The 24,906-nt window shown below is 72.9% G+C and carries 18 protein-coding genes; 5 read left to right on the top strand and 13 right to left on the bottom strand.

The window, feature by feature from the left end:
• Window positions 1-13: 13 nt before the first annotated feature.
• The 9 genes from ACZ514_RS23525 to ACZ514_RS23485 form a co-directional block, all read right to left on the bottom strand.
• Window positions 14-1,225, bottom strand: coding sequence for a phosphoglycerate kinase (locus ACZ514_RS23525; RefSeq protein WP_469125575.1), 1,212 nt, complete (start codon window positions 1,223-1,225; stop codon window positions 14-16).
• Between the two features lie 134 nt (window positions 1,226-1,359).
• Complete coding sequence (gap, locus tag ACZ514_RS23520; RefSeq protein ID WP_468167157.1) at window positions 1,360-2,364, bottom strand: type I glyceraldehyde-3-phosphate dehydrogenase; 1,005 nt, start codon at window positions 2,362-2,364, stop codon at window positions 1,360-1,362.
• A gap of 232 nt (window positions 2,365-2,596) precedes the next feature.
• Window positions 2,597-5,557 (bottom strand): M14 family metallopeptidase, encoded by a 2,961-nt coding sequence (locus tag ACZ514_RS23515; protein ID WP_469125574.1) that lies wholly within the window; start codon window positions 5,555-5,557, stop codon window positions 2,597-2,599.
• Between the two features lie 152 nt (window positions 5,558-5,709).
• Window positions 5,710-6,705: a DNA-binding protein WhiA gene (whiA, locus tag ACZ514_RS23510; protein ID WP_030237199.1), complete on the bottom strand. Its 996-nt coding sequence runs from the start codon at window positions 6,703-6,705 to the stop codon at window positions 5,710-5,712.
• Entirely contained in the window at window positions 6,696-7,793 is a 1,098-nt protein-coding gene (locus tag ACZ514_RS23505; protein ID WP_468167153.1) for a gluconeogenesis factor YvcK family protein, read from the bottom strand. Before ACZ514_RS23505 ends, whiA begins: the two co-directional genes overlap by 10 nt.
• Window positions 7,790-8,776 (bottom strand): RNase adapter RapZ, encoded by a 987-nt coding sequence (gene rapZ / locus ACZ514_RS23500; protein WP_468167151.1) that lies wholly within the window; start codon window positions 8,774-8,776, stop codon window positions 7,790-7,792. The genes ACZ514_RS23505 and rapZ overlap by 4 nt, the downstream gene beginning before the upstream one ends.
• Window positions 8,773-10,773 carry an excinuclease ABC subunit UvrC gene (gene uvrC, locus ACZ514_RS23495; RefSeq protein WP_468167149.1) on the bottom strand — a complete coding sequence of 667 codons (2,001 nt, stop codon included), beginning with the start codon at window positions 10,771-10,773 and terminating at the stop codon, window positions 8,773-8,775. Before uvrC ends, rapZ begins: the two co-directional genes overlap by 4 nt.
• 218 nt (window positions 10,774-10,991) lie before the next feature.
• On the bottom strand, window positions 10,992-11,783 hold the full coding sequence (locus ACZ514_RS23490; RefSeq protein ID WP_469125573.1) for a hypothetical protein: 792 nt from the start codon (window positions 11,781-11,783) through the stop codon (window positions 10,992-10,994).
• Window positions 11,780-12,394 carry a papain-like cysteine protease family protein gene (locus ACZ514_RS23485; protein WP_468167147.1) on the bottom strand — a complete coding sequence of 205 codons (615 nt, stop codon included), beginning with the start codon at window positions 12,392-12,394 and terminating at the stop codon, window positions 11,780-11,782. The genes ACZ514_RS23490 and ACZ514_RS23485 overlap by 4 nt, the downstream gene beginning before the upstream one ends.
• Before the next feature lie 230 nt (window positions 12,395-12,624).
• On the opposite strand from ACZ514_RS23485, the gene ACZ514_RS23480 reads away from it, so the two are divergent.
• Complete coding sequence (locus ACZ514_RS23480) at window positions 12,625-13,572, top strand: hypothetical protein (RefSeq protein WP_468697634.1); 948 nt, start codon at window positions 12,625-12,627, stop codon at window positions 13,570-13,572.
• Between the two features lie 51 nt (window positions 13,573-13,623).
• Here ACZ514_RS23480 and ACZ514_RS23475 read toward each other — a convergent pair whose 3' ends face one another.
• A complete protein-coding gene (locus ACZ514_RS23475) occupies window positions 13,624-14,055 on the bottom strand; it encodes a Rieske (2Fe-2S) protein (RefSeq protein ID WP_468167143.1) in 432 nt (143 codons plus the stop codon).
• A 102-nt stretch (window positions 14,056-14,157) separates the two neighbouring features.
• On the opposite strand from ACZ514_RS23475, the gene ACZ514_RS23470 reads away from it, so the two are divergent.
• Window positions 14,158-15,045: a carbohydrate kinase family protein gene (locus ACZ514_RS23470; RefSeq protein WP_469125572.1), complete on the top strand. Its 888-nt coding sequence runs from the start codon at window positions 14,158-14,160 to the stop codon at window positions 15,043-15,045.
• Window positions 15,046-15,166: 121 nt separating this feature from the next.
• Here the strand turns inward: ACZ514_RS23470 and uvrA are convergent, their stop codons facing one another.
• Window positions 15,167-18,142, bottom strand: coding sequence for an excinuclease ABC subunit UvrA (uvrA, locus tag ACZ514_RS23465; RefSeq protein WP_469125571.1), 2,976 nt, complete (start codon window positions 18,140-18,142; stop codon window positions 15,167-15,169).
• Between the two features lie 185 nt (window positions 18,143-18,327).
• Between uvrA and ACZ514_RS23460 the strand changes: the two genes are divergently transcribed.
• The 3 genes from ACZ514_RS23460 (at window position 18,328) to ACZ514_RS23450 (ending at window position 21,522) form a co-directional block, all read left to right on the top strand.
• A complete protein-coding gene (locus ACZ514_RS23460; protein WP_468697641.1) occupies window positions 18,328-19,023 on the top strand; it encodes a maleylpyruvate isomerase family mycothiol-dependent enzyme in 696 nt (231 codons plus the stop codon).
• A 9-nt stretch (window positions 19,024-19,032) separates the two neighbouring features.
• Window positions 19,033-19,689, top strand: coding sequence for an MBL fold metallo-hydrolase (locus ACZ514_RS23455; protein ID WP_468167135.1), 657 nt, complete (start codon window positions 19,033-19,035; stop codon window positions 19,687-19,689).
• Window positions 19,690-20,193: 504 nt separating this feature from the next.
• The gene (locus ACZ514_RS23450; protein WP_469125570.1) at window positions 20,194-21,522 is read left to right on the top strand and encodes an MFS transporter; all 1,329 of its coding nucleotides are present in this window, start codon (window positions 20,194-20,196) and stop codon (window positions 21,520-21,522) included.
• A gap of 118 nt (window positions 21,523-21,640) precedes the next feature.
• Here ACZ514_RS23450 and ACZ514_RS23445 read toward each other — a convergent pair whose 3' ends face one another.
• Window positions 21,641-22,627: a TerC/Alx family metal homeostasis membrane protein gene (locus tag ACZ514_RS23445; protein WP_469125569.1), complete on the bottom strand. Its 987-nt coding sequence runs from the start codon at window positions 22,625-22,627 to the stop codon at window positions 21,641-21,643.
• A 289-nt stretch (window positions 22,628-22,916) separates the two neighbouring features.
• The gene (locus ACZ514_RS23440; RefSeq protein ID WP_469125568.1) at window positions 22,917-24,902 is read right to left on the bottom strand and encodes a TerD family protein; all 1,986 of its coding nucleotides are present in this window, start codon (window positions 24,900-24,902) and stop codon (window positions 22,917-22,919) included.
• Window positions 24,903-24,906 lie beyond the last annotated feature (4 nt).

Below are 24,906 nucleotides of genomic sequence, written 5' to 3'. Positions count from 1 at the left end.
TGGTCATGGGGGTTCAGCCCTCCAGGGCGGCGAGGCCGGGGAGCGTCTTGCCCTCGAGGTATTCGAGGCTGGCGCCACCACCGGTGGAAATGTGACCGAAGGCGTTCTCGTCGAAGCCGAGGATGCGGACGGAGGCGGCGCTGTCGCCACCGCCGACCACGGTGAAGGCCCGGCTGTCGAGGAGGGCCTGCGCGATGGCGGTGGTGCCGCCCGCGTAGTCGGGGTGCTCGAAGACGCCCACCGGGCCGTTCCAGAAGACGGTCGCGGCATCGGCGATCTTCGCAGCGTACAGCTCACGGGTCTTGGGGCCGATGTCCAGGCCCTCCTTGTCCGCCGGGATGGCGTCCGCGGCGACGGTGACGAACTCCGCCGGGGTCTTCTCCTTGAGGTCGGGGAAGTCCGAGGAGGCCAGGATGTCGACGGGCAGGACCAGCTCGACGCCGTTCCGCTCGGCGCGCTCCATGTACTCCTTGACCGTGTCCACCTGGTCCTTCTGGAGCAGGGAGATGCCGACCTCGTAGCCCTTGGCGTGGAGGAAGGTGTAGGCCATGCCGCCGCCGATGAGGATGCGGTCGGCCTTGCCGAGCAGCTCGTCGATGACGGCGAGCTTGTCGGAGACCTTGGCGCCGCCGAGGACGACCACGTAGGGGCGCTGGACGTCGGCGGTGAGCTTCTGCAGGACGCCGACCTCGGTCGCGATGAGGTAGCCGGCCGCGTGCGGGAGGCGCGCGGGCAGGTCGAAGACCGAGGCGTGCTTGCGGTGGACGGCGCCGAAGCCGTCGCCGACGTAGACGTCGGCCAGCTCGGCGAGCTGGTCCGCGAAGGCGCCGCGCTCGGCGTCGTCCTTCGAGGTCTCGCCGGCGTTGAAGCGCAGGTTCTCGATGACGGTGACCCGTCCGTCGGCGAGGGCCGCGACGGTCTCCTTGGCGGAGGCGCCGACGGTGTCGGTGGCGAAGGCCACCTCCGCGCCGAGCAGCTCGCCGAGGCGCTTGGCCGCCGGGGCGAGCGAGAACGCCGGGTCCGGGGCGCCCTTGGGGCGGCCCAGGTGCGAGGCGACGACCACGCGGGCGCCGGACTCGGCCAGCTTCGCGATGGTCGGCAGGACGGCGCGGATGCGGCCGTCATCGGTGATCTCACCGTTCGCCAGGGGCACGTTGAGGTCGGCGCGGACGAAGACCCGCTTGCCGGCGACGCCCTCGGCGAGCAGTTCGTCGATCGTCTTCATGTGTTTCCTACTCCTTAGGAGACCTTCACCCGGAGGGCGAGGACGGGAGGACCAGGCAAGCGACAGGGCCCGGACGGCGCCTCATCGCGCCGAACGGACCCTGTGCTCACATCGTGTTGCCTTGCCCTACGTTCTTAGAGCTGACCGCCGACGAAGACGGTCAGGTCGACGAGTCGGTTGGAGTAGCCCCACTCGTTGTCGTACCAGCCGACGACCTTGACCTGCTTGCCCTGGACCATGGTCAGGGAGGAGTCGAAGGTGCAGGAGGCCGGCCAGTTCACGATGTCGGAGGAGACGATCGCGTCCTCGGTGTAGTCGAGGATGCCCTTGAGCTGGCCCTCCGCGGCCTTCTGGAAGGCGGCGTTGATCTCGTCCTTGGTGACCTCGCGGTCGAGCTCCAGGACGAGGTCGGTGACCGAGCCGGTCGGGACCGGGACGCGCATGGCGATGCCGTCGAGCTTGCCCTTGAGCTGCGGCAGGACCAGCGCGGTGGCCTTGGCGGCACCGGTGGAGGTCGGGATGATGTTCTCGGCGGCGGCGCGGGCGCGGCGCAGGTCCGAGTGCGGGAAGTCCAGGATGCGCTGGTCGTTGGTGTAGGCGTGGACCGTCGTCATCATGCCCTTGACGATGCCGAAGTTCTCGTCGAGGACCTTGGCCATCGGCGCCACGCAGTTGGTGGTGCAGGAGGCGTTGGAGATCACGTGGTGCTGCGCCGCGTCGTACTTGTCCTGGTTGACGCCCATCACGATGGTGATGTCCTCGTCCTTGGCCGGAGCCGAGATGAGGACCTTCTTCGCGCCGGCCGCGATGTGCTTGGCCGCGTCGGCCTTCTTCGTGAAGATGCCGGTCGACTCGATGACGATGTCGGCGCCCAGCTCGCCCCACGGGAGGTTCGCGGGGTCGCGCTCGGCGAAGGTCTTGAAGGTGTTGCCGCCGACCGTGATGGTGTCGTCGGTGTGGGAGACCTCGGCCTTGAGGCGGCCCAGGATGGTGTCGTACTTGAGCAGGTGCACCAGGGTGGCGTTGTCCGTCAGGTCGTTGACACCGACGATCTCGATGTCCGCTCCCTGCTCGAGAAGAGCCCGGAAGTAGTTACGGCCAATTCGGCCAAAACCATTGATGCCTACGCGGATCGTCACGAACCGATCTCCTCGTTGGTGCGCCGGCCTGTCCCGCCGGCGAGCTGTATGGGATGTCCCCGACCGCTTACGACCCTACCTCTCTGTGAGCTTCGGAGTGACATCGGTCGGGGCCTGACACTCCCCCTGCCCCACGGGGGAGGCCCCGAAGCCCTGTACCAGTGGCCGCGGCACGGGACCTCGGGCGGCTCCGGCCCCCGTCACTCAGCGTGAGCGGGGACCGGGTGGCGGATCAGCGGTCCAGCGACGCGAGCGCCTTGCCGAGCACTGCGGCCCGGTCCGCCGCGGCCGGGACGTGCTCCAGCCCGAAACCGAGCAGGACCGTGTCACGCGTAGTGACCGCCGCGTACGACTTGAACAGCTCTCCGGACCTGGACCAATCCCCCGGCACGTCCGGGCTTCCGGCGGGCGCGCCCTGCGCGGACCAGGCCCCGAGGGAGGTCTCGAACCCCTCGGCGGGCTGCTCGGCGCCGCCCACGGACACCCGTGCCTCGTCGGCGAAGACACCGCGGCCGCCCGATCCGGGGTCGGTCACGTAGGAGAGGGAGACCTCGACCGTCTTCCCGGCGTAGGGGCTCAGGTCGAAGGCGGCCTGCTTCCAGCCCCCGGAGGAGCCGGTGAAGCTGTGCCACGCTCCGCTGCTGCCGGAGGCGGTGCAGCCGCCGGAGTCCAGGGTGAGGTAGCGGCGCAGGAAGGGGTGGCCGCCCAGGAAGAACCCGGCCTCGCACTCCGCCGGGACTGTGGCGGAGCTCAGCCCGCCCGCTTCCGGAAGTGTGGTCCAGTCGTCCCCGCCGGCCGTGCGGGCCTCCAGGACGGCGTGGTCGTAGCCCTCCTCGGTGTTCCAGTTGAGGGCCATCCTCAGCTTCGGCTGGTCGGCGGCGGTGACGTGGGTGAGGTCGATGGTGCGCGTGAGCCGCTTCCAGTCGTCGTCGTCATGGGCCGCCGCGGCCATCCCGCTGCCCGCGTACGGGGCGTACGGGTTCACGACACCGGCGTACTGGCCCGCCTGGGCGCTCCTGAACTGGGGGAACTGCGCCGCGGGCAGGCTGTCGGAGGTGACGGTGTAGGCCCCGGGGGTGCCCAGCGGGTGGCCCGCCGCGTCACCGAGGGAGCCCTTGGTCCCGGCGAGGGCCCCCGCGCCGGTGAAGCCGGTCGCGCCCTTGGCCGGGGCGCGGCCGTAGGCGCCGAGGTAGTACTGGCTGAAGTCGTCCGTCAGCGCCCGGCCGACCTGGGCCCGGCCGCCCGCCAGCTCCCCGGCCTCGACGAGCTTGCCGCCCTCGTTGAGGAAGTCGCGGACCGCGAGCTGGGTGGGGCCGCCGGGGGCCGCGGCGCCGGTGTAGTGGACGGCCGTACCGAAGTGGGAGAGCACGCCGAGGGGGTGCGGGGCACCCTGGGCGGCCACGTCCCAGACGGCCGCGGACTTCCCGTTGGCCCGCAGCGCGTCCACGTAGCTCTGGGCGTGCTGCGCCTTCGCGCCCTCCTCGGCGATCACGAGTACGTCCGCGCGGGGGCGCTGCGCCACGGTGTACGTGAAGCGCTCGCTGGAGACCGGCCCGCCGGAGCGGTCGCGGCCGGTGAACCAGACCTCGACCTGGTCGCCGGGCCTGGTGCCGTCCACCGTGGCCCGGTACTCGTCGAACCAGTTGTTGTCCTCGCCGCCGTAGACGTTCCCGCCCTTCCACGCCTTCAGCTCGTCGTCGTGCGTGCGCCCGCCGTTGACGCGGAAGTTGAGCCGCTTGTCCCTGAGCGCCTTGCGGGCGGTGACGGCGACCGTCTGGTCCTCGCCGCGGGCCGCGTAGGAGGTGGTGAAGGCGTCGGGGGTGAAGTCGGCGGCGCTCGCGCCGACGGAGGACGAGGGCCGGTCCGGGTGGGCGGCGCTCTCACCGACGCTCAGCGCGAAGGGGACGTTCTTGGCGAACTCCTGCTGGATGAGCTTCTCGTCGTCCGGGAAGTTGAACCCGGAGGCGCAGTCCTCGGGTTTCCAGGCGTCGTCCGGGTCGATCGCGGAGGCCGTCTGGCAGGTGGTCATCTCCGGGGTGAACATCATGACGCCGTTGGCGTTGGCCGCGTGTCCGTCGGCCTCCCCGTTGGTGGTGTAGAGCTCGGAGGAGAGCTGCGGGCGGTAGCCGGGGACGGCGGGCTTCTCGGGCGTGCCGGCGAGCGCCCCGTAGGCGACGTCGTCCGGGGTGGGGGTGGCGACCTGCCAGCCCACGCCGTACAGGATCAGCTCGGAGGCCGAGTGGTAGTTGACGGCGTACGCGAAGCCGATGCGCTTCTCGAAGGCGTCGAGGGCCCGGGTCTCGGGCTCGGACTGCGCCGCGGGGCCGCGGAAGGTCTCGCTGGAGGGGTTGGGGGAGGAACCCTCGTTGTCGTAGCCCCACTTGTAGGCGAAGTTGCGGTTGAGGTCGACCCCGTCGGCCGCGGTGGTCCTGCCGTCGCCGTTGTTGTCGCGGAGGTTCTTGCGCCACAGCCGGGCGCCGTCGGAGGTGAAGGTGTGGTCGTACCCGTCGGGGTTGGCGGAGAGCAGGAACCACAGCTCGGTGGAGTCCACCAGCCGGGTGATCCGTTCGTCCTTGCCGTAGTGGTCGAGGGTGTGGTGCATCAGCCGCCGGGTCATCTCGGGGGTGATCCACTCGCGGGCGTGCTGGTTGGACAGGTAGAGCACGGACGGCTTGTCACCGTCCGCGGTCGTCCTGGCGTCCTTGGTGACCTTGAGGGCGAGGATGTCCTTGCCCCGCACGGTCTTGCCGATGGAGACGACCTTGGTGAGCGCCGGGTTCTCCCGCGCGGTCCGCAGGATCTCCTCCCGCAGGCCTCCCTCGCCGCTGTACGGGCGGAAGACCCCGTCCCCGGCGGCCTTGGCGCGCGCCAGCCCCTGGGGGGAGACCTCGCGCTCGGCGAGCCGGATCCCCTGGGCCGCGAGCCGCGCGGCCTGCTCCCCGGTGAGGTAGAGCTCCACGCGGGCGGTCCCCGTCCCGGGGGCGCGCTCGGAGAGTTCGTGGCCGTCCTGGCCGGCGGCGAGGACGAGCGGGACCTGCTCGCGGGTGATGTCGGCGTCGTAGGTCCGTACCTCGTCGGCGGCGGGTGCCGTGCCGGACGCGGGCCGGGGCTGGGCCGCGGCGGGCAGCGCGGCGAGTGTGGTTGCCAGGACGAGTGCGCTTGCGGCGAGGATCGAACTCGCGCGGTGCCTCATGTGCCCCCCTGGGCGTCGTCTGCCACGAAACGTTCGGACGCCAGGCTCACGATCCGGCGATGCCCATGTCAACGGGACAAACCGGGAACGGCACGGGCCCGCACGCGGGGAGCGTGCGGGCCCGTCACGGCGTGCCTGCGGGGAGGCGCTGGTCAGCCCGCCATGTTGTCGGCCAGCTCCTCGCTGAGGTCCAGGTTCGATTCGGTGCCCGGGATGCCGAGGTCCTGGGCCCGCTTGTCGGCCATCGCCAGCAGGCGGCGGATCCGGCCCGCGACGGCGTCCTTGGTCAGCGGCGGGTCGGCGAGCGCGCCCAGCTCCTCCAGGGAGGCCTGCTTGTGCTCCATGCGCAGCCGGCCGGCCGCGGCGAGGTGCTCGGGGACCTCCTCGCCGAGGATCTCCAGGGCGCGCTGCACCCGGGCGCCGGCGGCCACCGCGGCCCGCGCGGAGCGGCGCAGGTTGGCGTCGTCGAAGTTGGCGAGGCGGTTGGCGGTGGCGCGCACCTCGCGCCGCATCCGCCGCTCCTCCCAGGCCAGCACCGACTCGTGGGCGCCGAGGCGGGTCAGCAGGGCGCCGATGGCGTCCCCGTCGCGGACCACGACCCGGTCCACGCCGCGCACCTCGCGCGCCTTGGCGGCGATGGAGAGCCTGCGGGCGGCACCCACCAGGGCCAGGGCGGCCTCGGGGCCGGGGCAGGTGACCTCCAGGGAGGACGAGCGCCCGGGCTCGGTGAGGGAGCCGTGGGCCAGGAAGGCACCGCGCCAGGCCGCCTCCGCGTCACAGGTGGCCCCGGAGACCACCTGCGGGGGAAGACCCCGGATGGGACGGCCCCGGCCGTCCACCAGGCCCGTCTGCCGTGCCAGCTGGTCCCCGCCCGCCACGACGCGCACGACGAAGCGGCTGCCGCGGCGCAGTCCGCCGGGGGCCATGACCACCAGGTCGGAGGAGTGTCCGAAGATCTCCAGGATGTCCTTGCGCAGCCGTCGCGCGGCGATGCCGGTGTCCAGCTCCGCCTCGATGACGATGCGGCCGCTCACCAGGTGCAGGCCGCCCGCGAACCGCAGGATCGCCGAGACCTCCGCCTTCCTGCAGCAGGTCCGGGTGACGGGGAGGCGTGAGATCTCATCCTTCACCGCGGGCGTCATCGCCATGGGCCGATCCTTCCATGCATCCGAAAAATACGGTCGTACGCGGCGGCCAGCAGCTCCGGATCGTGCTTCGGAGAACCCGCCCCGGCGCCCTCGGCCTGGGAGGTACCCCCACGCCAGGCCACTGGAGCCAGCTCGACCGCGGCACCGAACCGTTTCGCGGCATCGGCGAGGGACTCGCGGTCGGGCACGGCGGCCTCGTCGGCCAGCACCACGTCCAGGGCGAGTTTAGGGGCGTGTCGGGCCAAAACCTCCAAATGACGCTGCGGAGAGAAGCCCTCGGTTTCGCCGGGCTGCGGTGCCAGGTTCAGGGACAGGACCCTGCGGGCCTTCGTCTGCACCAGCGCGTCGAGCAGTTCCGGCACCAGCAGGTGCGGGATCACGGAGGAGAACCAGGACCCCGGTCCCAGCACCACCCAGTCGGCGTCGAGCACGGCGGCCACGGCCTCCGGCACGGCCGGCGGGTCGGCCGGCACGACCTGCACGGAGAGCACCTCGCCGGGGGTGAGGGCCACCGTGGCCTGCCCCCGGACCGTGTCGACCTCGTTCGGGCGGACCGGGTCGTGCCCCTTGACCAGGGCCTGGAGCTCCAGCGGCACCGCCGACATCGGCAGCACCCGGCCCTGCGCGCCCAGCAGCCTCCCGACGAGGTCGAGGGCCTGGACGGGGTCGCCGAGCTGCTCCCAGAGGGCGACGATCAGCAGGTTGCCGACCGCGTGGCCGTGCAGGTCGCCCTCGGACTGGAAGCGGTGCTGGATGACCCGGGCCCAGGTCTGCCCCCAGTCGTCGTCCCCGCACAGCGCGGCCAGCGCCTTGCGCAGGTCGCCGGGGGGCAGGACGCCCAGCTCCTCCCGGAGCCGTCCGCTGGAGCCGCCGTCGTCGGCGACGGTGACCACCGCCGTGAGCTCGCCGGTGATCCGGCGCAGCGCGGCCAGGGAGGCCGACAGGCCCATGCCGCCGCCGAGGGCGACGACCTTGGGTGCGGCCACCTTCGCCGCCGCGCCGCGGCGGCCGGCGCGGCCCGCGCCGTCCTCGCCCCGGCCGGGGGTGAGGCGGCGCAGGCGGCGCAGCCGCAGGGTCCGACCGGTCACTCGCGCCCCATGTCCCGGTGGACGACGACGGTCTCGACGCCCTCGGACGCGAGGCGGGCGGCGAGCTTCTCGGACATGGCCACGCTGCGGTGCTTGCCGCCGGTGCAGCCGACCGCGATGGTCACGTACCGCTTGCCCTCGCGGCGGTAGCCGGCGGCGATGAGCTGGAGCAGCTCGGTGTAGCGGTCGAGGAACTCCTTGGCGCCGGGCTGGCTGAAGACGTAGCCCGACACCTCCTCGTTCAGCCCGGTGAAGGGCCGCAGCTCGGGCACCCAGTGCGGGTTGGGGATGAAGCGGCAGTCGACGACGAGGTCGGCGTCGACGGGCAGGCCGTACTTGAAGCCGAAGGACATGACGGTGGCCCGCAGCTCGGGCTCCTCGTCGCCCGCGAACTGGGCGTCCATCTTGGCGCGCAGCTCGTGCACGTTCAGGCTGGAGGTGTCGATGACCAGGTCGGCGTCGCCGCGCAGCTCGCGCAGCAGGTCGCGCTCGGCGGCGATGCCGTCGACGATGCGGCCGTCGCCCTGGAGCGGGTGGGGGCGGCGGACCGACTCGAAACGCCGGACCAGCGCGTCGTCGGAGGACTCCAGGAAGACGATGCGCCGGGTGACGCCGCGGGCCTCCAGGTCGGAGAGGGACTCGCGCAGGGCGTCGAAGAACTGGCGGCCGCGGACGTCGACGACGACGGCGATGCGCGCCACGTTGCCCTGGGAGCGGGCGCCGAGTTCCACCATGGTGGGGATCAGGGCCGGCGGGAGGTTGTCCACGACGAACCAGCCGAGGTCCTCCAGACACTTGGCCGCCGTACTGCGGCCGGCTCCGGACATCCCGGAGATGATCACCAGCTCGGGGATGGCCGCCTCGGCGTTGTCGCCGGGCTCCACGGTCGTGCCCGTACTCACCTGTGCTCCGTCTCGGTCGTGCTCGTTCGTGTCTGCGGTCTGTGCGGTCTGGTCGGTCTGTGCGGTCTCGTGCTCGGTCATGGCGCGGTCCCCCGTTCGGGCGATGTCTCCGCAGGTGCGGACACCTCGTCCTCAATGATCTCTCCTGTCGCCGTGTTGACGGCAGGACCGGCGGGAACCGCCCCGGCGAGGGCGGCGGCCACGGTCTCCGCCGTCTTGCGGCCTATGCCCGGGACCTCGCAGATCTGGTCGATTGTCGCCTGTCTCAGCTTCTTCACCGAACCGAAGTGCTTGACGAGGGCCAGCCTGCGGCTCTCCCCCAGGCCCGGTACGTCGTCCAGCGGGCCCGCCTTCAGGCGCTTCCCGCGCTTGTCGCGCTGGTACCGGATGGCGAAGCGGTGGGCTTCGTCACGCACCCGCTGGAGCAGGTAGAGGCCCTCGCTGGTGCGGGGCAGCACGACGGGGTCGTCCTCGCCGGGCAGCCAGACCTCCTCCAGCCGCTTGGCGAGCCCGCACACCGCCACGTCGTCGATCCCGAGCTCCTCCAGGGCCCGCTTGGCGGCCGCCACCTGGGGCTGCCCGCCGTCGACCACCACGAGCTGCGGGGGGTACGCGAAGCGCCTGGGCCGCCCGTCGTCCTCGGGTTCGCCGTCCTCGGGGGACCACTCCCCCGTCTTCAGCTTCTCCTGGAGGTAGCGGCGGAAGCGCCGGGAGACGACCTCGTGCATGGACCGGACGTCGTCCTGGCCCTCGAAGCCCTTGATCTGGAACCTGCGGTACTCGCTCTTCCTGGCCAGCCCGTCCTCGAACACCACCATCGACGCCACGACGTCCTCGCCCTGGAGGTGGGAGATGTCGAAGCACTCGATGCGCAGGGGCGCGCCGTCCAGCTCCAGGGCCTCGGCGATCTCCTCCAGGGCCCGGGAGCGGGTGGTGAGGTCGCTGGCGCGCTTGGTCTTGTGCAGGGCGAGGGACTGCTGGGCGTTGCGGTGGACGGTCTCCATCAGGGACTTCTTGTCCCCCCGCTGCGGGATGCGCAGGCTGACGCCGGAACCGCGCCGGCCGGCGAGCCACTGGCTGAGGGCGGGCGTGTCCTCGGGGAGCGCCGGCACCAGCACCTCCTTGGGGACGGCCTCGCCCTTCTCCTCCCCGTACAGCTGCTGGAGGGCGTGCTCGACGAGCCCGGCGGTGTCCACCGCCTCGACCTTGTCGGTGACCCAGCCGCGCTGGCCGCGGACCCGGCCGCCGCGGACGTGGAAGATCTGCACGGCCGCCTCCAGCTCGTCCTCGGCGACGGCGATGAGGTCGGCGTCGGTGGCGTCGGCGAGCACGACGGCGTTCTTCTCCATCGCGCGGCGCAGGGCGCCTATGTCGTCGCGGAGCCTGGCGGCCTTCTCGTACTCCATCTCCTCGGCGGCCTCGTGCATCTGCTTCTCGAGCCGCGAGAGGTAGGTGCCGGTCCGGCCCGCCATGAAGTCGCAGAAGTCCTCGGCGAGTTCGCGGTGCTCATCGGGGGTGACCCGGCCGACGCAGGGCGCGGAGCACTTGCCGATGTAGCCGAGCAGGCAGGGGCGGCCGATCTGCGCGGACCGCTTGAACACGCCGGCGGAGCAGGTCCGCACCGGGAAGACGCGCAGCATCAGGTCGACGGTCTCGCGGATGGCCCAGGCGTGCCCGTACGGGCCGAAGTAGCGCACGCCCTTCTTCTTGGGCCCGCGCATGACCTGGACCCGGGGGTACACCTCGTTCATGGTCACGGCGAGGGAGGGGTAGCTCTTGTCGTCCCGGTACTTGACGTTGAACCGCGGGTCGTACTCCTTGATCCAGGAGTACTCGAGCTGGAGCGCCTCGACCTCGGTGGACACGACGGTCCACTCGACGGAGGCGGCCGTGGTGACCATGGTGGCGGTACGGGGGTGCAGGCCGGCGATGTCCTGGAAGTAGCTCGCCAGGCGCTGGCGCAGGCTCTTGGCCTTCCCGACGTAGATCACCCTGCGGTGGTCGTCGCGGAACTTGTAGACCCCCGGGGAGTCGGGGATCTGCCCGGGCTCGGGACGGTAGCTGGAAGGGTCGGCCATGCCAACCACCCTACTGGCGGGGGCCGACAACCCCCCGCACCGCCGGGCGGCCCGGCCGGTGCGGAATCGGTGCCGCCGGCGTGGGCCCCGCCCGGGCCCGGCGGTGGCCGGGCCCGGGCTGCGGGGCGGCTCGCGGGGCCCGGCCCGGCGGGGGCGCCGGCCGCGCGGGGCCCGGACGGGTGCCGGGTCCCGCGCGGCGGGAGGAGCAGGCTCCGGGGTCACGCCCCGGCGCAGGGGCGGCGCCGCCGCAGCAGGGCCACCGCCCCGGCCGCGCCCAGCGCCAGCGCCCCGGCGGCCACGGCCACCGGCGCCCCGGCGGGCCCGGTGCCGGCGTCCCCGCCCGCTTCGGCGAAGCCCCCGGCCCTGCCCTCCTTCGCGTACGCGGACGCGGGCAGCTTGTCCCCGTACAGCGCGGTCACCCTGGCCCGGTAGGCGGCCAGCGTGGCCCCCCGGTCGCCCACGGCCCGCACCGCGTCCTCGTCCAGCGGAAGGACCCGGTCCTCCCGCGCCACGTACCAGGCGTCGGTCTGCGGCTCGCGGAACACCGTCCCGCCGGGCAGTCTCTCCGCGCCCAGCCGGGCGTAGCGGAACTCGTCGTCACCGGTGGCGATGTTCACCACCTGCCAGCCGGCCCCGGTCCGCGCGGTCCACAAGGACGCCTTCTGCCCGTCCGAGGAGACGGCCGCGCTCGCCAGGAACTCCAGGCGGGCGACCGGGGCCCCGGCCTTCCCGGCGACGAAGTCGGGCGCGAGGTAGCTGACGGGGGTCACCTCCCCCTCGATCCGGGGCCGGGCCTCGGTCTCCCGGATCCTCCCCTCCCGGGCGAAGAACCGGGAGAGCGTCGCCAGGGTGGCGGGCGCGGCGGCGGCCTCGCGGGCGGCGGCCCGGCTCTCGGCGGTGACGCTCTGGGGCTGCGGTACCGGGGCGGCGGAGGCCTGCCCGCCCGTGGCCCACAGGACGGCGGCGGCCGCGAGGACGGCGGCGGATGCGCGCAGGGTCATGGCGGTCACGCCCCGATCCGGTAGAGCGAGTGGGTCCAGGAGAAGGTGCTGTTGTCCACGTACCAGGCGTGGGAGGCCCAGTTGTAGCGGTCGCTGGAGGGCCAGGGGTCGCCCCAGTAGACCCAGCTTCCGGCGGTGTCGTAGCCGTAGACGACGTGCATGTGGCCCCCGCCGTTGGACCACTGGATGCGGGTCTCGACCGGCCGGTTGGCGTTGATCTCGGTCTGTACGGTCGAGTACTGGAGCCAGCCGTTCACATAGCTGCCGGCGTTGATGCCGGCCCAGCGCAGGGCGGTCTGGACGTTGCCCAGCGTGGCCTGGTTGTTCGGGCACTCGGTGCCCTGCTGACGGTTGAAGGCGGCGTTGCAGAACTGGTTCTGGCTGTAGGAGCGGCCGAACCAGGTGGCGATGGTGTTGCCGCCGGCGGCCCAGCACCAGTTGCTCTTCTGCTGCGCCTGCATGGTGATGTCGAGCCGCTTGTACGCCAGGGCCGTGCTCGCGGTGTCCGCTCCCGTGCCGGCGGCGGTGGCGGTACCGGCGCCGATGCCGAGGGGCAGCAGGACGAGGAGCAGGGCGGAGATCATGGCGGCCAGGGACAGCCGCCCGCTTCTGTTGCGCATCGCGTTCCTCCCGAGGTGGGGACTCGAGGTGTGGGGGGGAGCGCGTCCGGACGCTGTGGAGGAGCATCAGGGTGTTGTCGCGATCAGGTCAACACGCTTCAATACGCGGTGAGATCGCGGTGTGAACGGTGCGGCTGCGGTGTGAACGGCCGCCGCCGTTCCACCAGGTCCCCGGCACCACCGGCCCGGCCCCCCACCCGGCGCGCGTGAACGTTCACAGAGGAGTCGCCATGCGGCCCACCGGCGACCGGCCGGACACGGCCGCCGCGGCGGAGCTGGACGAGCTGCTCGGCGCGGGCCCCTTCCACCTCGCGCTGCGCGCCGCCCTCGCCGCCCGCGGCCTGCCCCTGCACCGCGTGCGGCACCATCTGGCGGCCCGCGGCGTCAGGGTGGGGGTGACCAGTCTCAGTTACTGGCAGCAGGGCGCCCGGCGGCCGCGCCGCGCCGAGTCCCTGCGGGCGGTCTCCGCCCTGGAGGAGATCCTGGAGCTGCCCGCCGGCGCCCTGCTGCGCCTGCTGGCCGACCCCGTCCCCGCCTCCGGCGCCCGCCCGGCCACCCGCTCGTACCGGGCGCTGGTGAGCGTGGGCGCGGCGGTGGAACAGCTGCTGGCCGGGCTGGAACTCCCGGCGGACGGCGGCCTGCACTCGCTCGCCCACCACGAACGGGTCCGCATCGGGCCGGGCGGCGAGCTGCGCACCCGGGAGTCGCAGCAGATCGTCCGGGCCCACCGCGACGGCGTCGACCGTTACCTCGCCGTCCACCACGGCGATCCCGGCTGCGACGCGACGCGGGTGGAGGTGACGGCGTACGAGAACTGCCGCACGGGCCGGGTGCGCTGCCACCGGGAGGCCGGCGTGGTGGTGGCGGAGCTGCTGTTCGACGCGCGGCTGCGGCGCGGGGACACGTACGTCTTCGGCTACGGCATCGAGGACGGCACCGGCGGGCGCAGCACGGAGTACGTACGGGGCTTCAGCTACGCGGGCGGGCAGTACATGCTCCAGGTCTCCTTCGACGAGGCGGCCCTGCCGGTGCGCTGCCGGCGTTTCGCCCGCGCGGGCCCCCGGTCGCCGCGCACCGCCTTCGGCGACCTCACCCCGAGCGGCCGCCACCGGGCGGTGCACCTGGTGGAACAGGGCGTCCGGTGCGGGATCCTGGGGATCGCCTGGGACTGGGAGTAGGCCGCGCGGCCGGTCCGCAGCTCCGCCCGGGCCGTCCCCCGCGGGCCGCCGCTATCCGGCGATCAGCCTGCCGTTCTCCGCCTTGACCGGAACGGCCGGGAGCGGGTCGGTGGCGGGGCCGCGCAGGACCTTGCCGGTGGTGACGTCGAAACGGCTGCCGTGGCAGGGGCAGTTGCCCTGACCCTCGACGATCTTGTCCAGGACGCAGCCGGCGTGGGTGCACTGGGCGCTGAACGCCTTGTACTGGCCCTCCGCCTGGCAGCTGACGACGACCTTGCGCTCGCGGAACAGCTTCGCGCCGCCGACCGGCACGTCGGCCACCCCGCCCAGCTCGACCGGCTCCTTCGGGACGGCCGGGCCGCCGGCGCCGCTGTTGGTCTCGGTGGAGCACGCGGTGAGCGCCGTCCCCGCGCCCACGGCCCCGGCCAGCGCTGCGGCTCCCTTGAGCACGGTACGGCGGGCGGCGGACTGCGACGCGGACATGTGGTTCTCCTGCACGAGTGACGGGCCCCGGGGTGGGCTCCACCCGGGCTCCACCCGGGCTCCACCCGACGATACCGGCGTCCGATGGGATACCTTCCCCGCGTGATCGTCGTCGGTGGAGAAGCCCTGATCGACCTCGTGCCCCTCGAACGGCCGCCGGGCGCACTGCTGCCCCGGCCCGGTGGCGGCCCCTACAACACCGCCCTGGCGCTGGGCCGGCTGGGCGCCGAGGTCGCCTTCTGCTCCCGGGTGTCTTCGGACGGTTTCGGGGAGAGCCTGCTGGCCGGTCTGCGGGCCGCCGGGGTGGACCTGTCGCTGGTGCAGCGCGGGCCGGAGCCGACCACGCTGGCCGTGCCCTCGCTCGGGCCGGACGGCTCGGCCGTGTACGGCTTCTACGTCGAGGGCACGGCCGACCGGCTCTTCGCGCTGCCGCCCGAGCTGCCGCCGGGAGCGCGGGCCCTCGCGCTCGGCACCTGCTCGCTGGTGCTGGAGCCGGGCGCGTCCGCGTACGAGGAGCTGCTGCGGCGGGAGTCCCGGCGCGGGCTGCTGACCCTGCTGGACCCCAACGTCCGCCCGGCGCTGATCGCGGACCCGGCCGCGTACCGGGAGCGGTTCCTGGGCTGGCTGCCGTACGTGTCCGTGCTCAAGCTGTCGGAGGAGGACGCGGCGTGGCTGGGCGGCCGGGCCGGGGACTGGCTGGCGGCGGGCCCGTCGGCGGTGGTGCTGACCCGGGGCGCGGCGGGCCTGACGGTGTGGACCTCGGACGGCGCGGAGCACAGCGCGGCGGCCAGCCCGGTCGCCGTGGCCGACACGATCGGCGCGGGCGACACGGTCAACGCGGCGCTGCTGCACCGGCTCGCGGGGCTCCCGGACCCGGGCGGGGCGGACTGGCCGGACGTGCTGGCCTACGCGGCCCGCGCCGCCGCGCTGACCTGTACCCGGGCGGGCGCCGAGCCGCCGTACGCGGCGGAGCTGGAACGAGGCCGCTGACCGCGACCGGCCCGCCGACGCCGCGCGGGAGGGCGGCGGCCGCACCTCCCCCGTGACGGGGCGGTGCCGCCGCCGCTCCCGCCGGCGGCCCACGGGTCCCGGCGACGGCCGGGTCCCGGGGCTACGCCTTGCGGGTGCGGGCCGCCGTCTTCTTCGCCGGGGCGGCCTTCTTCGCGGCGGGCGCCGCCTTCTTCGCCGGGGCCGTCTTCTTCGCCCGCCGGGCCGGAACCGGGGGCGCACCCGCGTCGGAGATCCGCTCGGCTCCGAGGATGTCCCGCAGGAACTTGCCCGTGTGGCTGGCGCCGACCGACGCGACCTGCTCGGGCGTGCCCTCGGCCACCACCAGGCCGCCGCCGTACCCGCCCTCGGGGCCCATGTCGACGACCCAGTCGGCGGTCTTGATGACGTCGAGGTTGTGCTCGATGACGATCACCGAGTTCCCCTTGTCCACCAGCCCGGACAGCACCTTGATCAGCTTCGAGATGTCCTCGAAGTGCAGACCCGTGGTCGGCTCGTCCAGGACGTAGACCGTCCGGCCCGTCGACCGCTTCTGCAGCTCCGAGGCCAGCTTGACGCGCTGCGCCTCACCGCCCGAGAGGGTCGGCGCGGACTGGCCGAGGCGGACGTAGCCCAGCCCCACCTCGTTCAGCGTGCGCAGGTGCCGCGCGATCGTCGGTACGGCCTCGAAGAAGTCCAGCGCCTCCTCGATCGGCATGTTCAGGACCTCGGCGATGGACTTGCCCTTGTAGTGGACCTCCAGCGTCTCCCGGTTGTACCGGTCGCCGTGGCACACCTCGCACGGGACGTACACGTCCGGCAGGAAGTTCATCTCGATCTTGATGGTGCCGTCGCCGGAGCAGTTCTCGCACCGGCCGCCCTTGACGTTGAAGGAGAAGCGGCCCGGCAGGTAGCCGCGCACCTTCGCCTCCATGGTCTCCGCGAAGAGCCTGCGCACGTGGTCGAAGACGCCCGTGTACGTCGCCGGGTTGGAGCGCGGGGTGCGGCCGATCGGCGACTGGTCGACATGGACGACCTTGTCCACCAGGTCGTCACCCTCGACCCGCGTGTGGCGGCCCGGTACCGACCGGGCGCCGTTCAGCTCGCGCGCCAGGTGCGTGTACAGGATGTCGTTGACCAGGGTCGACTTTCCGGAGCCGGAGACACCGGTGACCGCCGTGAGCACGCCCAGCGGGAAGGACACGTCGATGTCCCGCAGGTTGTTCTCCTTGGCGCCGTGCACGGTGAGCTTCCGGTCGCCGTTGACGGGGCGGCGTACGTCGGGCACCGGGATCGACTTCTTGCCGGACAGGTACTGGCCGGTCATCGAATCGCCGTTCTCCAGCAGCTCCTTCAGGGAGCCGCTGTGCACGACCTTGCCGCCGTGCTCGCCGGCGCCGGGACCGATGTCCACGACCCAGTCGGCCACCTTGATGGTGTCCTCGTCGTGCTCGACGACGATGAGGGTGTTGCCCATGTCCCGCAGCCGTACCAGCGTCTCGATCAGCCGGTGGTTGTCCCGCTGGTGCAGGCCGATGGACGGCTCGTCCAGCACGTACAGCACGCCGACCAGGCCGGAGCCGATCTGCGTGGCGAGCCGGATGCGCTGGGCCTCGCCGCCCGACAGGGTGCCGGCGGCGCGATTGAGGGAGAGGTAGTCCAGGCCCACGTCCACGAGGAAGCGCAGCCGCTCGTTGACCTCCTTGAGGACCCGCTCGGCGATCTTCTTGTCGCGGGCGTCCAGCTTCAGCCGCCCGAGGAAGTCGGCGCACTCGCTGATCGACATCGCCGCGACCTCGGCGATGGACCGCTCCATCACCGTCACCGCGAGCACGATCGGCTTGAGGCGGGTGCCCTCACAGGTCGGGCAGGGCACCTCCCGCATGTAGCCCTCGAAGCGCTCGCGGCTGGCGTCGCTCTCGGACTCGGCGTGCCGGCGCTTGACGAAGGGCACGGCGCCCTCGAAGGCCGTCGTGTACGCCCGCTCGCGCCCGTACCGGTTGCGGTAGCGGACCTCGATCTGGGTCTTGTGGCCGTACAGCAGCGCCTTCCGGGCGCGCTGCGGGAGCCCGGCCCACGGGATGTCCGTCCGGAAGCCCAGCTCCCCGGCGAGCGCGCCGATCAGCCGCTGGAAGTAGTCCTTGGTGTGACCGAGCGACCACGGCGAGACGGCGCCCTCGTCCAGGGACTTGTCCTCGTCCGGGACGATCAGCTCGGGGTCGACCTCCATGCGCGTGCCGATGCCGGTGCACTCGGGGCAGGCGCCGAAGGGCGAGTTGAAGGAGAAGGAGCGCGGCTCCAGCTCCTCGAAGGACAGGTCGTCGTACGGGCAGTAGAGGTGCTCGGAGTACATCCGCTCGCGCTCGGGGTCGTCCTCGGCGAGGTCGACGAAGTCCAGGATCACCATGCCGCCGGAGAGGCCCAGCGCGGTCTCGACGGAGTCGGTGAGCCGGCGCTTGGCGCCGTCCTTGACGGTGAGGCGGTCGACGACCACCTCGATGGTGTGCTTCTCCTGCTTCTTCAGCGTCGGCGGCTCGGAGAGCTGGACGGTCACCCCGTCCACCCGCGCCCGGCTGTAGCCCTTGGTCTGGAGGTCCGCGAACAGGTCGACGAACTCGCCCTTGCGCTCGCGGACCAGCGGGGACAGCACCTGGAAGCGGCTGCCCTCGGGGAGGGCGAGGACCTTGTCGACGATCGCCTGCGGCGACTGCCGGGAGATCGGCCGGCGGCACTCGGGGCAGTGCGGCTTGCCGATGCGCGCGAAGAGCAGGCGGAGGTAGTCGTAGACCTCGGTGATGGTGCCGACGGTGGAGCGCGGGTTGCGCGAGGTCGACTTCTGGTCGATCGAGACGGCCGGGGAGAGGCCCTCGATGAAGTCGACGTCGGGCTTGTCCATCTGCCCCAGGAACTGCCGGGCGTAGGAGGACAGCGACTCCACGTAGCGGCGCTGGCCCTCGGCGAAGATCGTGTCGAAGGCCAGGGAGGACTTGCCCGAGCCGGAGAGCCCGGTGAAGACGATGAGCGAGTCGCGGGGCAGATCGAGCGAGACGTTCTTCAGGTTGTGCTCGCGAGCGCCACGAACGATGAGACGGTCGGTCACGCCGGTCGCACCTTTCTTGAGAGAGCGGGGGCACGGGCCCCGACTGTCCAGGGTATGGGGGGCGCCTCTGCGATGGGATGGAGTCTGACTCCCGAGCGTATAGCACGCACATTCGATTTACGGCACTCGCAAGCCCGCTTCACCCGATCGTGTGGCGAGGGCCCGCGGCCACTAGGCTCGGATCCATGACTGATCATGTGCACGACCTGGCATCTGTACGTGAAGCCACGGAACGGCTGCTGAACGCGGTCGCGAAACTGGACAACGCCTCCCTCTCCGAGGAGTCACACCTCCCGGGATGGACCCGCGGCCACATCCTGGCCCACCTGGCACGCAACGCCGACGCCCTCGTCAACGTCTTCGAGGGCCGCCCCATGTACGAGAGCGCCACCGCCCGCGACGCGGACATCGAGCGCGACGCCGGCCGGCCCCTGGAAGAACACCTGACGGACCTCCGTGATTCCGGGGCCCGCTTCCTCGCCGCCACCGCGACCGGCCAGGACTGGCAGCGCACCGTCGAGCTGCGCAACGGCGTCACCGACCTCGCCGCCAACGTGCCCTTCCGGCGCCTGGTCGAGGTCGAGCTCCACCACGTCGACCTGAACATCGGCTACGGGCTCGGCGACCTCTCCGAGGAGTTCACCGACCGGGAGATCGCCTTCCTCGCCGACCGCTGGTCCGGACGCCCCGGCGTCCCGCCGGTGACCCTCACCCTCCCCGGCGGCGAGCCCGTCGCCCGCACGGGCGGCGCCGAGGGCACGCCGGTGACCCTCAGCGGCCCGAAGGAGGAGCTGCTCGGCTGGCTGGCCGGCCGCGGCACCAAGGGCGCCCGCCTCACCGTCGAGGCCGGCGACCGCCTGCCCGAGCTCCCCGCGCTCTAGGATTCCGACATGACGTACAGCGGAGCGGTCAAGGTCGGCGGTCCCGCCGACGTGCACGAACTCGCCGACCTGATGATTTCCAAGGTCGCGGTCGGTTCGATGAACAACAACGCCTACCTGCTGCGCTGCCGGGCCACCGGCGAGCAGCTGCTGATCGACGCGGCAGCCGAGGCGGACACCCTGCTGCAGCTGATCGGTGACGACGGCATCGCGTCCGTCGTCACCACGCACCGGCACGGGGACCACTGGGGCGCCCTCCAGGCGGTCGTCGACGCCACGGGCGCCCGGACGTACGCGGGCGTCCACGACGCGGAGGGCATCCCCGTCGCCACGGACGTCCTGGTCGAGGACGGGGACACCCTCACCGTCGGGCGGGTCTCCCTGACCGCGCGCCACCTGGCCGGGCACACCCCCGGCTCCATCGCGCTGGTCTACGACGACCCGCACGGGCACCCGCACGTGTTCACCGGCGACTGCCTCTTCCCGGGCGGCGTGGGCAACACGTGGGGCGACGCGGAGAACTTCGCCCGCCTCATCGACGACGTCGAGCACAAGCTCTTCGAGCGGCTGCCGGACGAGACCTGGGTCTACCCGGGCCACGGGAACGACACCACGCTCGGCACCGAGCGCCCGCACCTCGCGGAGTGGCGCGAGCGCGGCTGGTGACCCCGGCGACGGCCCGGCCGGGCGGTCCCGCCCGAGCCCGCCGCCAACCGGTCCGGTGACAGCGGCGCCCCCGCTCCCGTGACGGGAACTGGGGGCGCCGCCGCCTGCGATTTTCAGACATTTCCGCTTTCTCGTGTCCTGAACGCCGATTCCAGACCGTTTGAGCAGAAAGCCAGTCACGAACAGGACCGGCCGTGACGATCCGTCAGCCGGCCGCCTGATCGCCGAGCGGAAGGACCTCCGCTCCTGACGAGGACGGCCCTCCCGGGACGGCCCCGAGGCGGGCGGCGACGCCGCGGCGGCGCGCCCGCCGGCCCGTCTCCCACCCGCACGGCGCAAGGGCCCGCACGACCCGACCGGCCGCGCGGGCCCTTGCCGTACCGCGGAACCAGCCGGGACCGCGGACCCGCGTCGGACGTCAATCCCGCGGGGCGGGGCACTCCTTCCGGTCGACCTTGACCGAACGCCTGTCCTGGAGGCGAGGACTGCGGTAGTTGCTGCACCATGCAACGAGACCCCTCCGCGCCCTCCCCTCCCGCCTCCCCCTCGATGCTGCGGCTGGCCGTCGCCTCCCTCGTGGGCACCGCCATCGAGTTCTACGACTTCTTCGTCTACGGCACGGCCGCCGCCCTGGTGCTCGGCCCGCTCTTCTTCCCCTCCTTCTCCCCGCTCGCCGGAACCCTCGCCGCCTTCGGCACGTTCGGAGTCGGCTTCCTCGCCCGCCCGCTCGGCTCCGTCCTCTTCGGCCACATCGGCGACCGCTACGGCCGCCGCCCCGTGCTGCTCGGCTCGCTGCTCCTGACCGGCCTCGCCACGGTGGCCGTCGGCTGCGTGCCCTCCTTCGGCGCCATCGGCATCGCCGCGCCCGTCCTGCTGCTCCTGCTGCGCTTCCTCCAGGGGCTGGGCCTCGGCGGTGAATGGGGCGGGGCGGTCCTGCTGACCGCCGAGCACGCTCCGGAGCGGCGCCGCGGACTGTGGTCGAGCTTCCCGCAGATGGGCCCGGCCGCCGGGTTCCTGCTGGCCAACGGCCTCGCCCTGACGCTGTCCTGGTCCCTGAGCGAGGCCCAGTTCACCGCCTGGGGCTGGCGGGTGCCGTTCTGGGCCGCCGGGCTGCTGGCGCTGGCCGGGCTGTGGCTGCGCCGGTCGGTCGAGGAGACCCCGGAGTTCCGCGCGCTCGCCGCGTCCGGCCGGCAGGCCGACGCCCCGCTCGCCGAGGTGGTACGCGGCCACTGGCGGCTGCTGCTGCTGACCGGCGGGGCGATGGCGGTCGGGTACGCCGTCTTCTACACGGTCACCACCTGGTCCCTCGCGTACGCCACCGGCCGCGCCGGCGTGGACCGCACGGTGATGCTGGCCATCGTGATGGCGGCGGTCCTGCTCAAGGGGCTGGCGACCCCGGTGCTGGCGGTGCTCGGCGACCGCTGGGGACGGCGGCCGCTGTGCCTGGCCGGCAGCGCGGCGTGCGCGGTGTGGATGTTCCCCTTCGTCGCCCTGCTGGACACGGCGGACCCGCTGCTGATGACGGTGGGCTGCGTCGTCGCGCTGCTGGCGATGGTGACGATGTTCGCCGTGGTCGGCGCCTACCTGCCCGAGCTGTACGCCCCGCGCCTGCGCTGCACCGGCGCGGCCGTCGGCTACAACCTGGGCGGCGTGCTGGGCGGTGCGCTCACCCCGCTCGTGGCGACGGCCCTGTCGGACGGCCCGGGCCCGCCGTGGGGCGTGGCGGTGTACCTGACGGCGGTCTCACTGGCCAGCCTCGGCTGCTTCGCCCTGCTCCCGGAGACCCGCCCCGCGCCGGCGCGGGCGGCGAGGAACGAGCCCGCCGTGGTGTGAGGCAGCGGCCGGCGGACCCGTGCGGCGGCCGGTCGCGGGTACGCCGGACCGGTACCGGGGACGTACGGCGAAGGGCCCGGGAGCGTGCTCCCGGGCCCTTCGCCGTACGGTCGGCCGGTCAGGCGTCGACGCTCCTGGCCTCCGCGGCGGAGGCCTCGGCCGCCGCCTGCTTCTTCGAGGCGATCAGGCTGGTGATGGTGGTGATCACGAGGACACCGCAGATGACGCCCAGGGAGAGCGGGATGGAGATCTGCGGGACGTGCACCCCGGACTCGTGCAGGGCGTGCAGCACCAGCTTCACGCCGATGAAGCCGAGGATCACGGACAGGCCGTAGCTGAGGTGGACCAGCTTCTTGAGCAGGCCGCCGATCAGGAAGTACAGCTGGCGCAGGCCCATGAGGGCGAAGGCGTTGGCGGTGAAGACGATGTACGGGTCCTGGGTGAGGCCGAAGATGGCGGGGATCGAGTCCAGGGCGAAGAGCACGTCCGTGGTGCCGATGGCCAGCATCACGACCATCAGGGGGGTCAGGACGCGCTTGCCGTTGTTCCGGATGAAGAGCTTGGTGCCGTGGTAGCGGTCGGCGACGCCGAACTTCTTCTCGATCGACTTGAGGAGGCGGTTCTCCTCGAACTCCTCCTCGTCCTCGTCCTTGCGGGCCTCCTGGATCAGCTTCCAGGCGGTGTAGATCAGGAAGGCGCCGAAGAGGTAGAAGACCCACGAGAAGGTGGTGATGATCGCGGCGCCGGCCGCGATGAAGATCGCTCGGAGCACGAGGGCGATCAGCACGCCCACCAGCAGCACCCGCTGCTGGAGGTGGGAGGGCACGGAGAACTTCGCCATGATCAGCACGAAGACGAAGAGGTTGTCCACGCTCAGGGACTTCTCGGTGATGAAACCGGCGAAGAACTCCTGGGAGGCCTGGCCGTTGCCGAAGAACAGCAGGCCGAGGCCGAAGAGGACGGCGAGCACGATCCAGACGACGGTCCAGGCGCCCGCTTCCTTGATCGAAACGTCGTGCGGTTTGCGACCGATGAGGAAGTCGGCGCCGATGAGGATGCACAGACCGGCAACGGTCAGCGCCCACAGGGTCAGAGAAACGTCCACGGTATTCACGCCTCCGGCGGATGGCTCAGCACATGGTCAGCGTCATCGCTGCCGGAGGTCTCTTCCACCCGGCGGCCACAGGCCGCGGGCCGACGCCCCGGGACCGACTGCGCCAGATGAGCACACTGGTCCGTATTGACGGGCACGCCGCGCAGGAAATAGCAGGAATACTCCCCTCCGCAGGTCCCAGAGTACCCGCGGAGGAGGCAAAAGGTAAAGGGCTCACCAAGAAGCGGTCACCGGCCGGTCATGGACCGGCCATGGACAGGCCATGGCCGCTCATGGCCGCTCAGGGGCGGGCCTCCCGCCGCGCCCGCCGCACCCGCTCCAGCGCCCGGTCGAGGACCGCACTGCCCTCGGGGGGCAGGTCCGGCTCGAAGGTCCAGGCGTGCTGGACCCAGGGGTCGGCGAGGTGGCTGTCGGGCACCGGCGACAGCCGCATCAGCGAGCGCCACAGCGGATCCAGCAGCGGTCCGTACGCGGAGGCCTCGTCGCGGTCCGCGACCATCAGCAGGTGCACCCCCACCGCGGGCCCCTCGTCGGCCAGGTAGCGCAGCTGCGTGACCGCCCGGTCGTCGAAGCCGTGCGGGAAGTCGTGCACCAGCAGCAGTTGCCCGGCCCGGTCCACGTCGGCGGGCAGTTCCTCGGGGGCGCCCGCGCGCAGCGCCATCTGTACGAGGTCCACGCGCCGCGTCAGCCGTGCCAGGGTGCGCGCGACCCCCTCGGCGCCCGCCGCGGGCGGCGCGGCGAGCACTCCGGCGCGCACCAGCGGGGCCAGGGAGGCGGCGCCGGCCCCCGCGGCGTCGATGACGTGCACGGAGATCCGGTCGGCCGGATGGACCGCGAGCAGCCGTACGGCGTGCGCGACGGCCATGTCCATGGCGGCGCGGCGCAGCCGGTCGGTGTCCATGGCCATGGCGGTCTCGGAACCGGTGCGGCCGTTGTCGATCCACAGGCCGCGTTCCAGCGGGAGCCGCATCAGCATCGGGATCCGCAGGCCCGGCTTCTCGGGCAGGCTGAGGTCGCCGAGGCGCAGCGCCAGCGGGGGCTCCTCGGGGACGTCCCCGCCGTGCCAGACGGGGTTGTCCCAACGGGCGTACGCGGCCGGCAGCGCGGGCTCGACCACCTCGGACTCGGCGGCCAGCTGGGCCAGGTCCCGGTCCAGGGCGGCCCTGGCCCGCGCGACCAGGTCGTCCCGGCGGGCCCGGGCGGTGTCGCGCGCGGCGTCACCCGCGCCGCCGACGCGGTGGCGGGGGTCGGACAGGACCTCGTCCAGTTCGCGGTCCAGCCGCGCGTCGGCGAAGTCGACGGCGCCGCGGTAGGCGGCGACGGTCCGGGCCAGGTCCTCGAACATGCCCCAGACCTGGTTGTAGAGCCGCTCGTCCATGGACCAGCCGCTCGCGTCCCCGGCGACCGGGACCGGGGGCCGGCCGGGTTCGGCGGCGGGCGCGGGCCGGGGGGCCGGCTCGGGGGCTTCGGTGCTGGTGCGCCGGCGGCGCGGGTGCGCGTAGTCGATGGTGGGCGGGCCGGCCGCGGGTTCGCCCGGGGTGGCCGGCGCGGGGCCGGGGGTGCCTGCGTAGGGAACCCCGGAGACCGGGACGGGTTCCGGGGGCTCGGGGGCGGGCTGCCGGCCGGGACGCGGCGCGCCCGGGGCCCGCGGGGCCGGGGCCGCGGGCGTACGGTCGCCCCCGCCGGGCGCGGTGGTGTCCCCGGGGGCGGCACCGCCGGGCCCGGTGGCCTCCCGGAGGGCGGCACCGGCCAGCCGGGCGGCCTCCGGCGCGGCCAGGCCGCCGTCGGTGAGCAGCGCGCCCAGTCCTTCGGCGTATCCCTGGCCGACGGCCCGGACCTTCCAGGCGCCCTGGCGCCGGTAGAGCTCCAGGGCCACCACGGCCGTCTCGGCGTCCAGCCCGGTCAGGGTGAAGCCGGCGAACTCGGGCCCGCCCGGGGCGGCCACCGCGGTGTGCGCGGCCGGGACGGATCCGAAGCCCGCCGGTCCGCCGGGCGGCAAGACGAGGAGCAGGCCGATCCGGTGGACCTCGGCGGCGACGGCGTCGAGGTCGACGGCCAGTGTGTGCCGGTCGGCGACCTCCCCCGGCAGCCGTATCCAGGACGGGGCCGGGGCGCCCGGACGGGCCAGCGCCCCGGGGCCGGCGAGGCGGCCCCCTTCGTCGGCGAGGGACGCGAGGGCGAGCACGGGTGTGCCCGCCGAGACCCTGACCTCGATCCTGTCGTGGGGCACGGGGTGGTTCTGCCCCCGGACCAGTTCGGCCGTCATCGTG

The sequence above is a fragment of the Streptomyces sp. NPDC034086 genome, from assembly GCF_055575515.1.
Note: the sequence above shows the minus strand (reverse complement) of the source record. Positions and strands in the feature narration are given on the sequence as shown.

Coding starts and splice junctions, on each gene's coding strand:
- ACZ514_RS23525 (WP_469125575.1), bottom strand. CDS start 1,225: ATGAAGACGATCGACGAACTGCTCGCCGAGGGCGTCGCCGGCAAGCGG.
- ACZ514_RS23515 (WP_469125574.1), bottom strand. CDS start 5,557: ATGAGGCACCGCGCGAGTTCGATCCTCGCCGCAAGCGCACTCGTCCTG.
- whiA (WP_030237199.1), bottom strand. CDS start 6,705: ATGGCGATGACGCCCGCGGTGAAGGATGAGATCTCACGCCTCCCCGTC.
- rapZ (WP_468167151.1), bottom strand. CDS start 8,776: ATGACCGAGCACGAGACCGCACAGACCGACCAGACCGCACAGACCGCA.
- uvrC (WP_468167149.1), bottom strand. CDS start 10,773: ATGGCCGACCCTTCCAGCTACCGTCCCGAGCCCGGGCAGATCCCCGAC.
- ACZ514_RS23485 (WP_468167147.1), bottom strand. CDS start 12,394: ATGCGCAACAGAAGCGGGCGGCTGTCCCTGGCCGCCATGATCTCCGCC.
- ACZ514_RS23480 (WP_468697634.1), top strand. CDS start 12,625: ATGCGGCCCACCGGCGACCGGCCGGACACGGCCGCCGCGGCGGAGCTG.
- ACZ514_RS23475 (WP_468167143.1), bottom strand. CDS start 14,055: ATGTCCGCGTCGCAGTCCGCCGCCCGCCGTACCGTGCTCAAGGGAGCC.
- ACZ514_RS23460 (WP_468697641.1), top strand. CDS start 18,328: ATGACTGATCATGTGCACGACCTGGCATCTGTACGTGAAGCCACGGAA.
- ACZ514_RS23455 (WP_468167135.1), top strand. CDS start 19,033: ATGACGTACAGCGGAGCGGTCAAGGTCGGCGGTCCCGCCGACGTGCAC.
- ACZ514_RS23450 (WP_469125570.1), top strand. CDS start 20,194: ATGCAACGAGACCCCTCCGCGCCCTCCCCTCCCGCCTCCCCCTCGATG.
- ACZ514_RS23440 (WP_469125568.1), bottom strand. CDS start 24,902: ATGACGGCCGAACTGGTCCGGGGGCAGAACCACCCCGTGCCCCACGAC.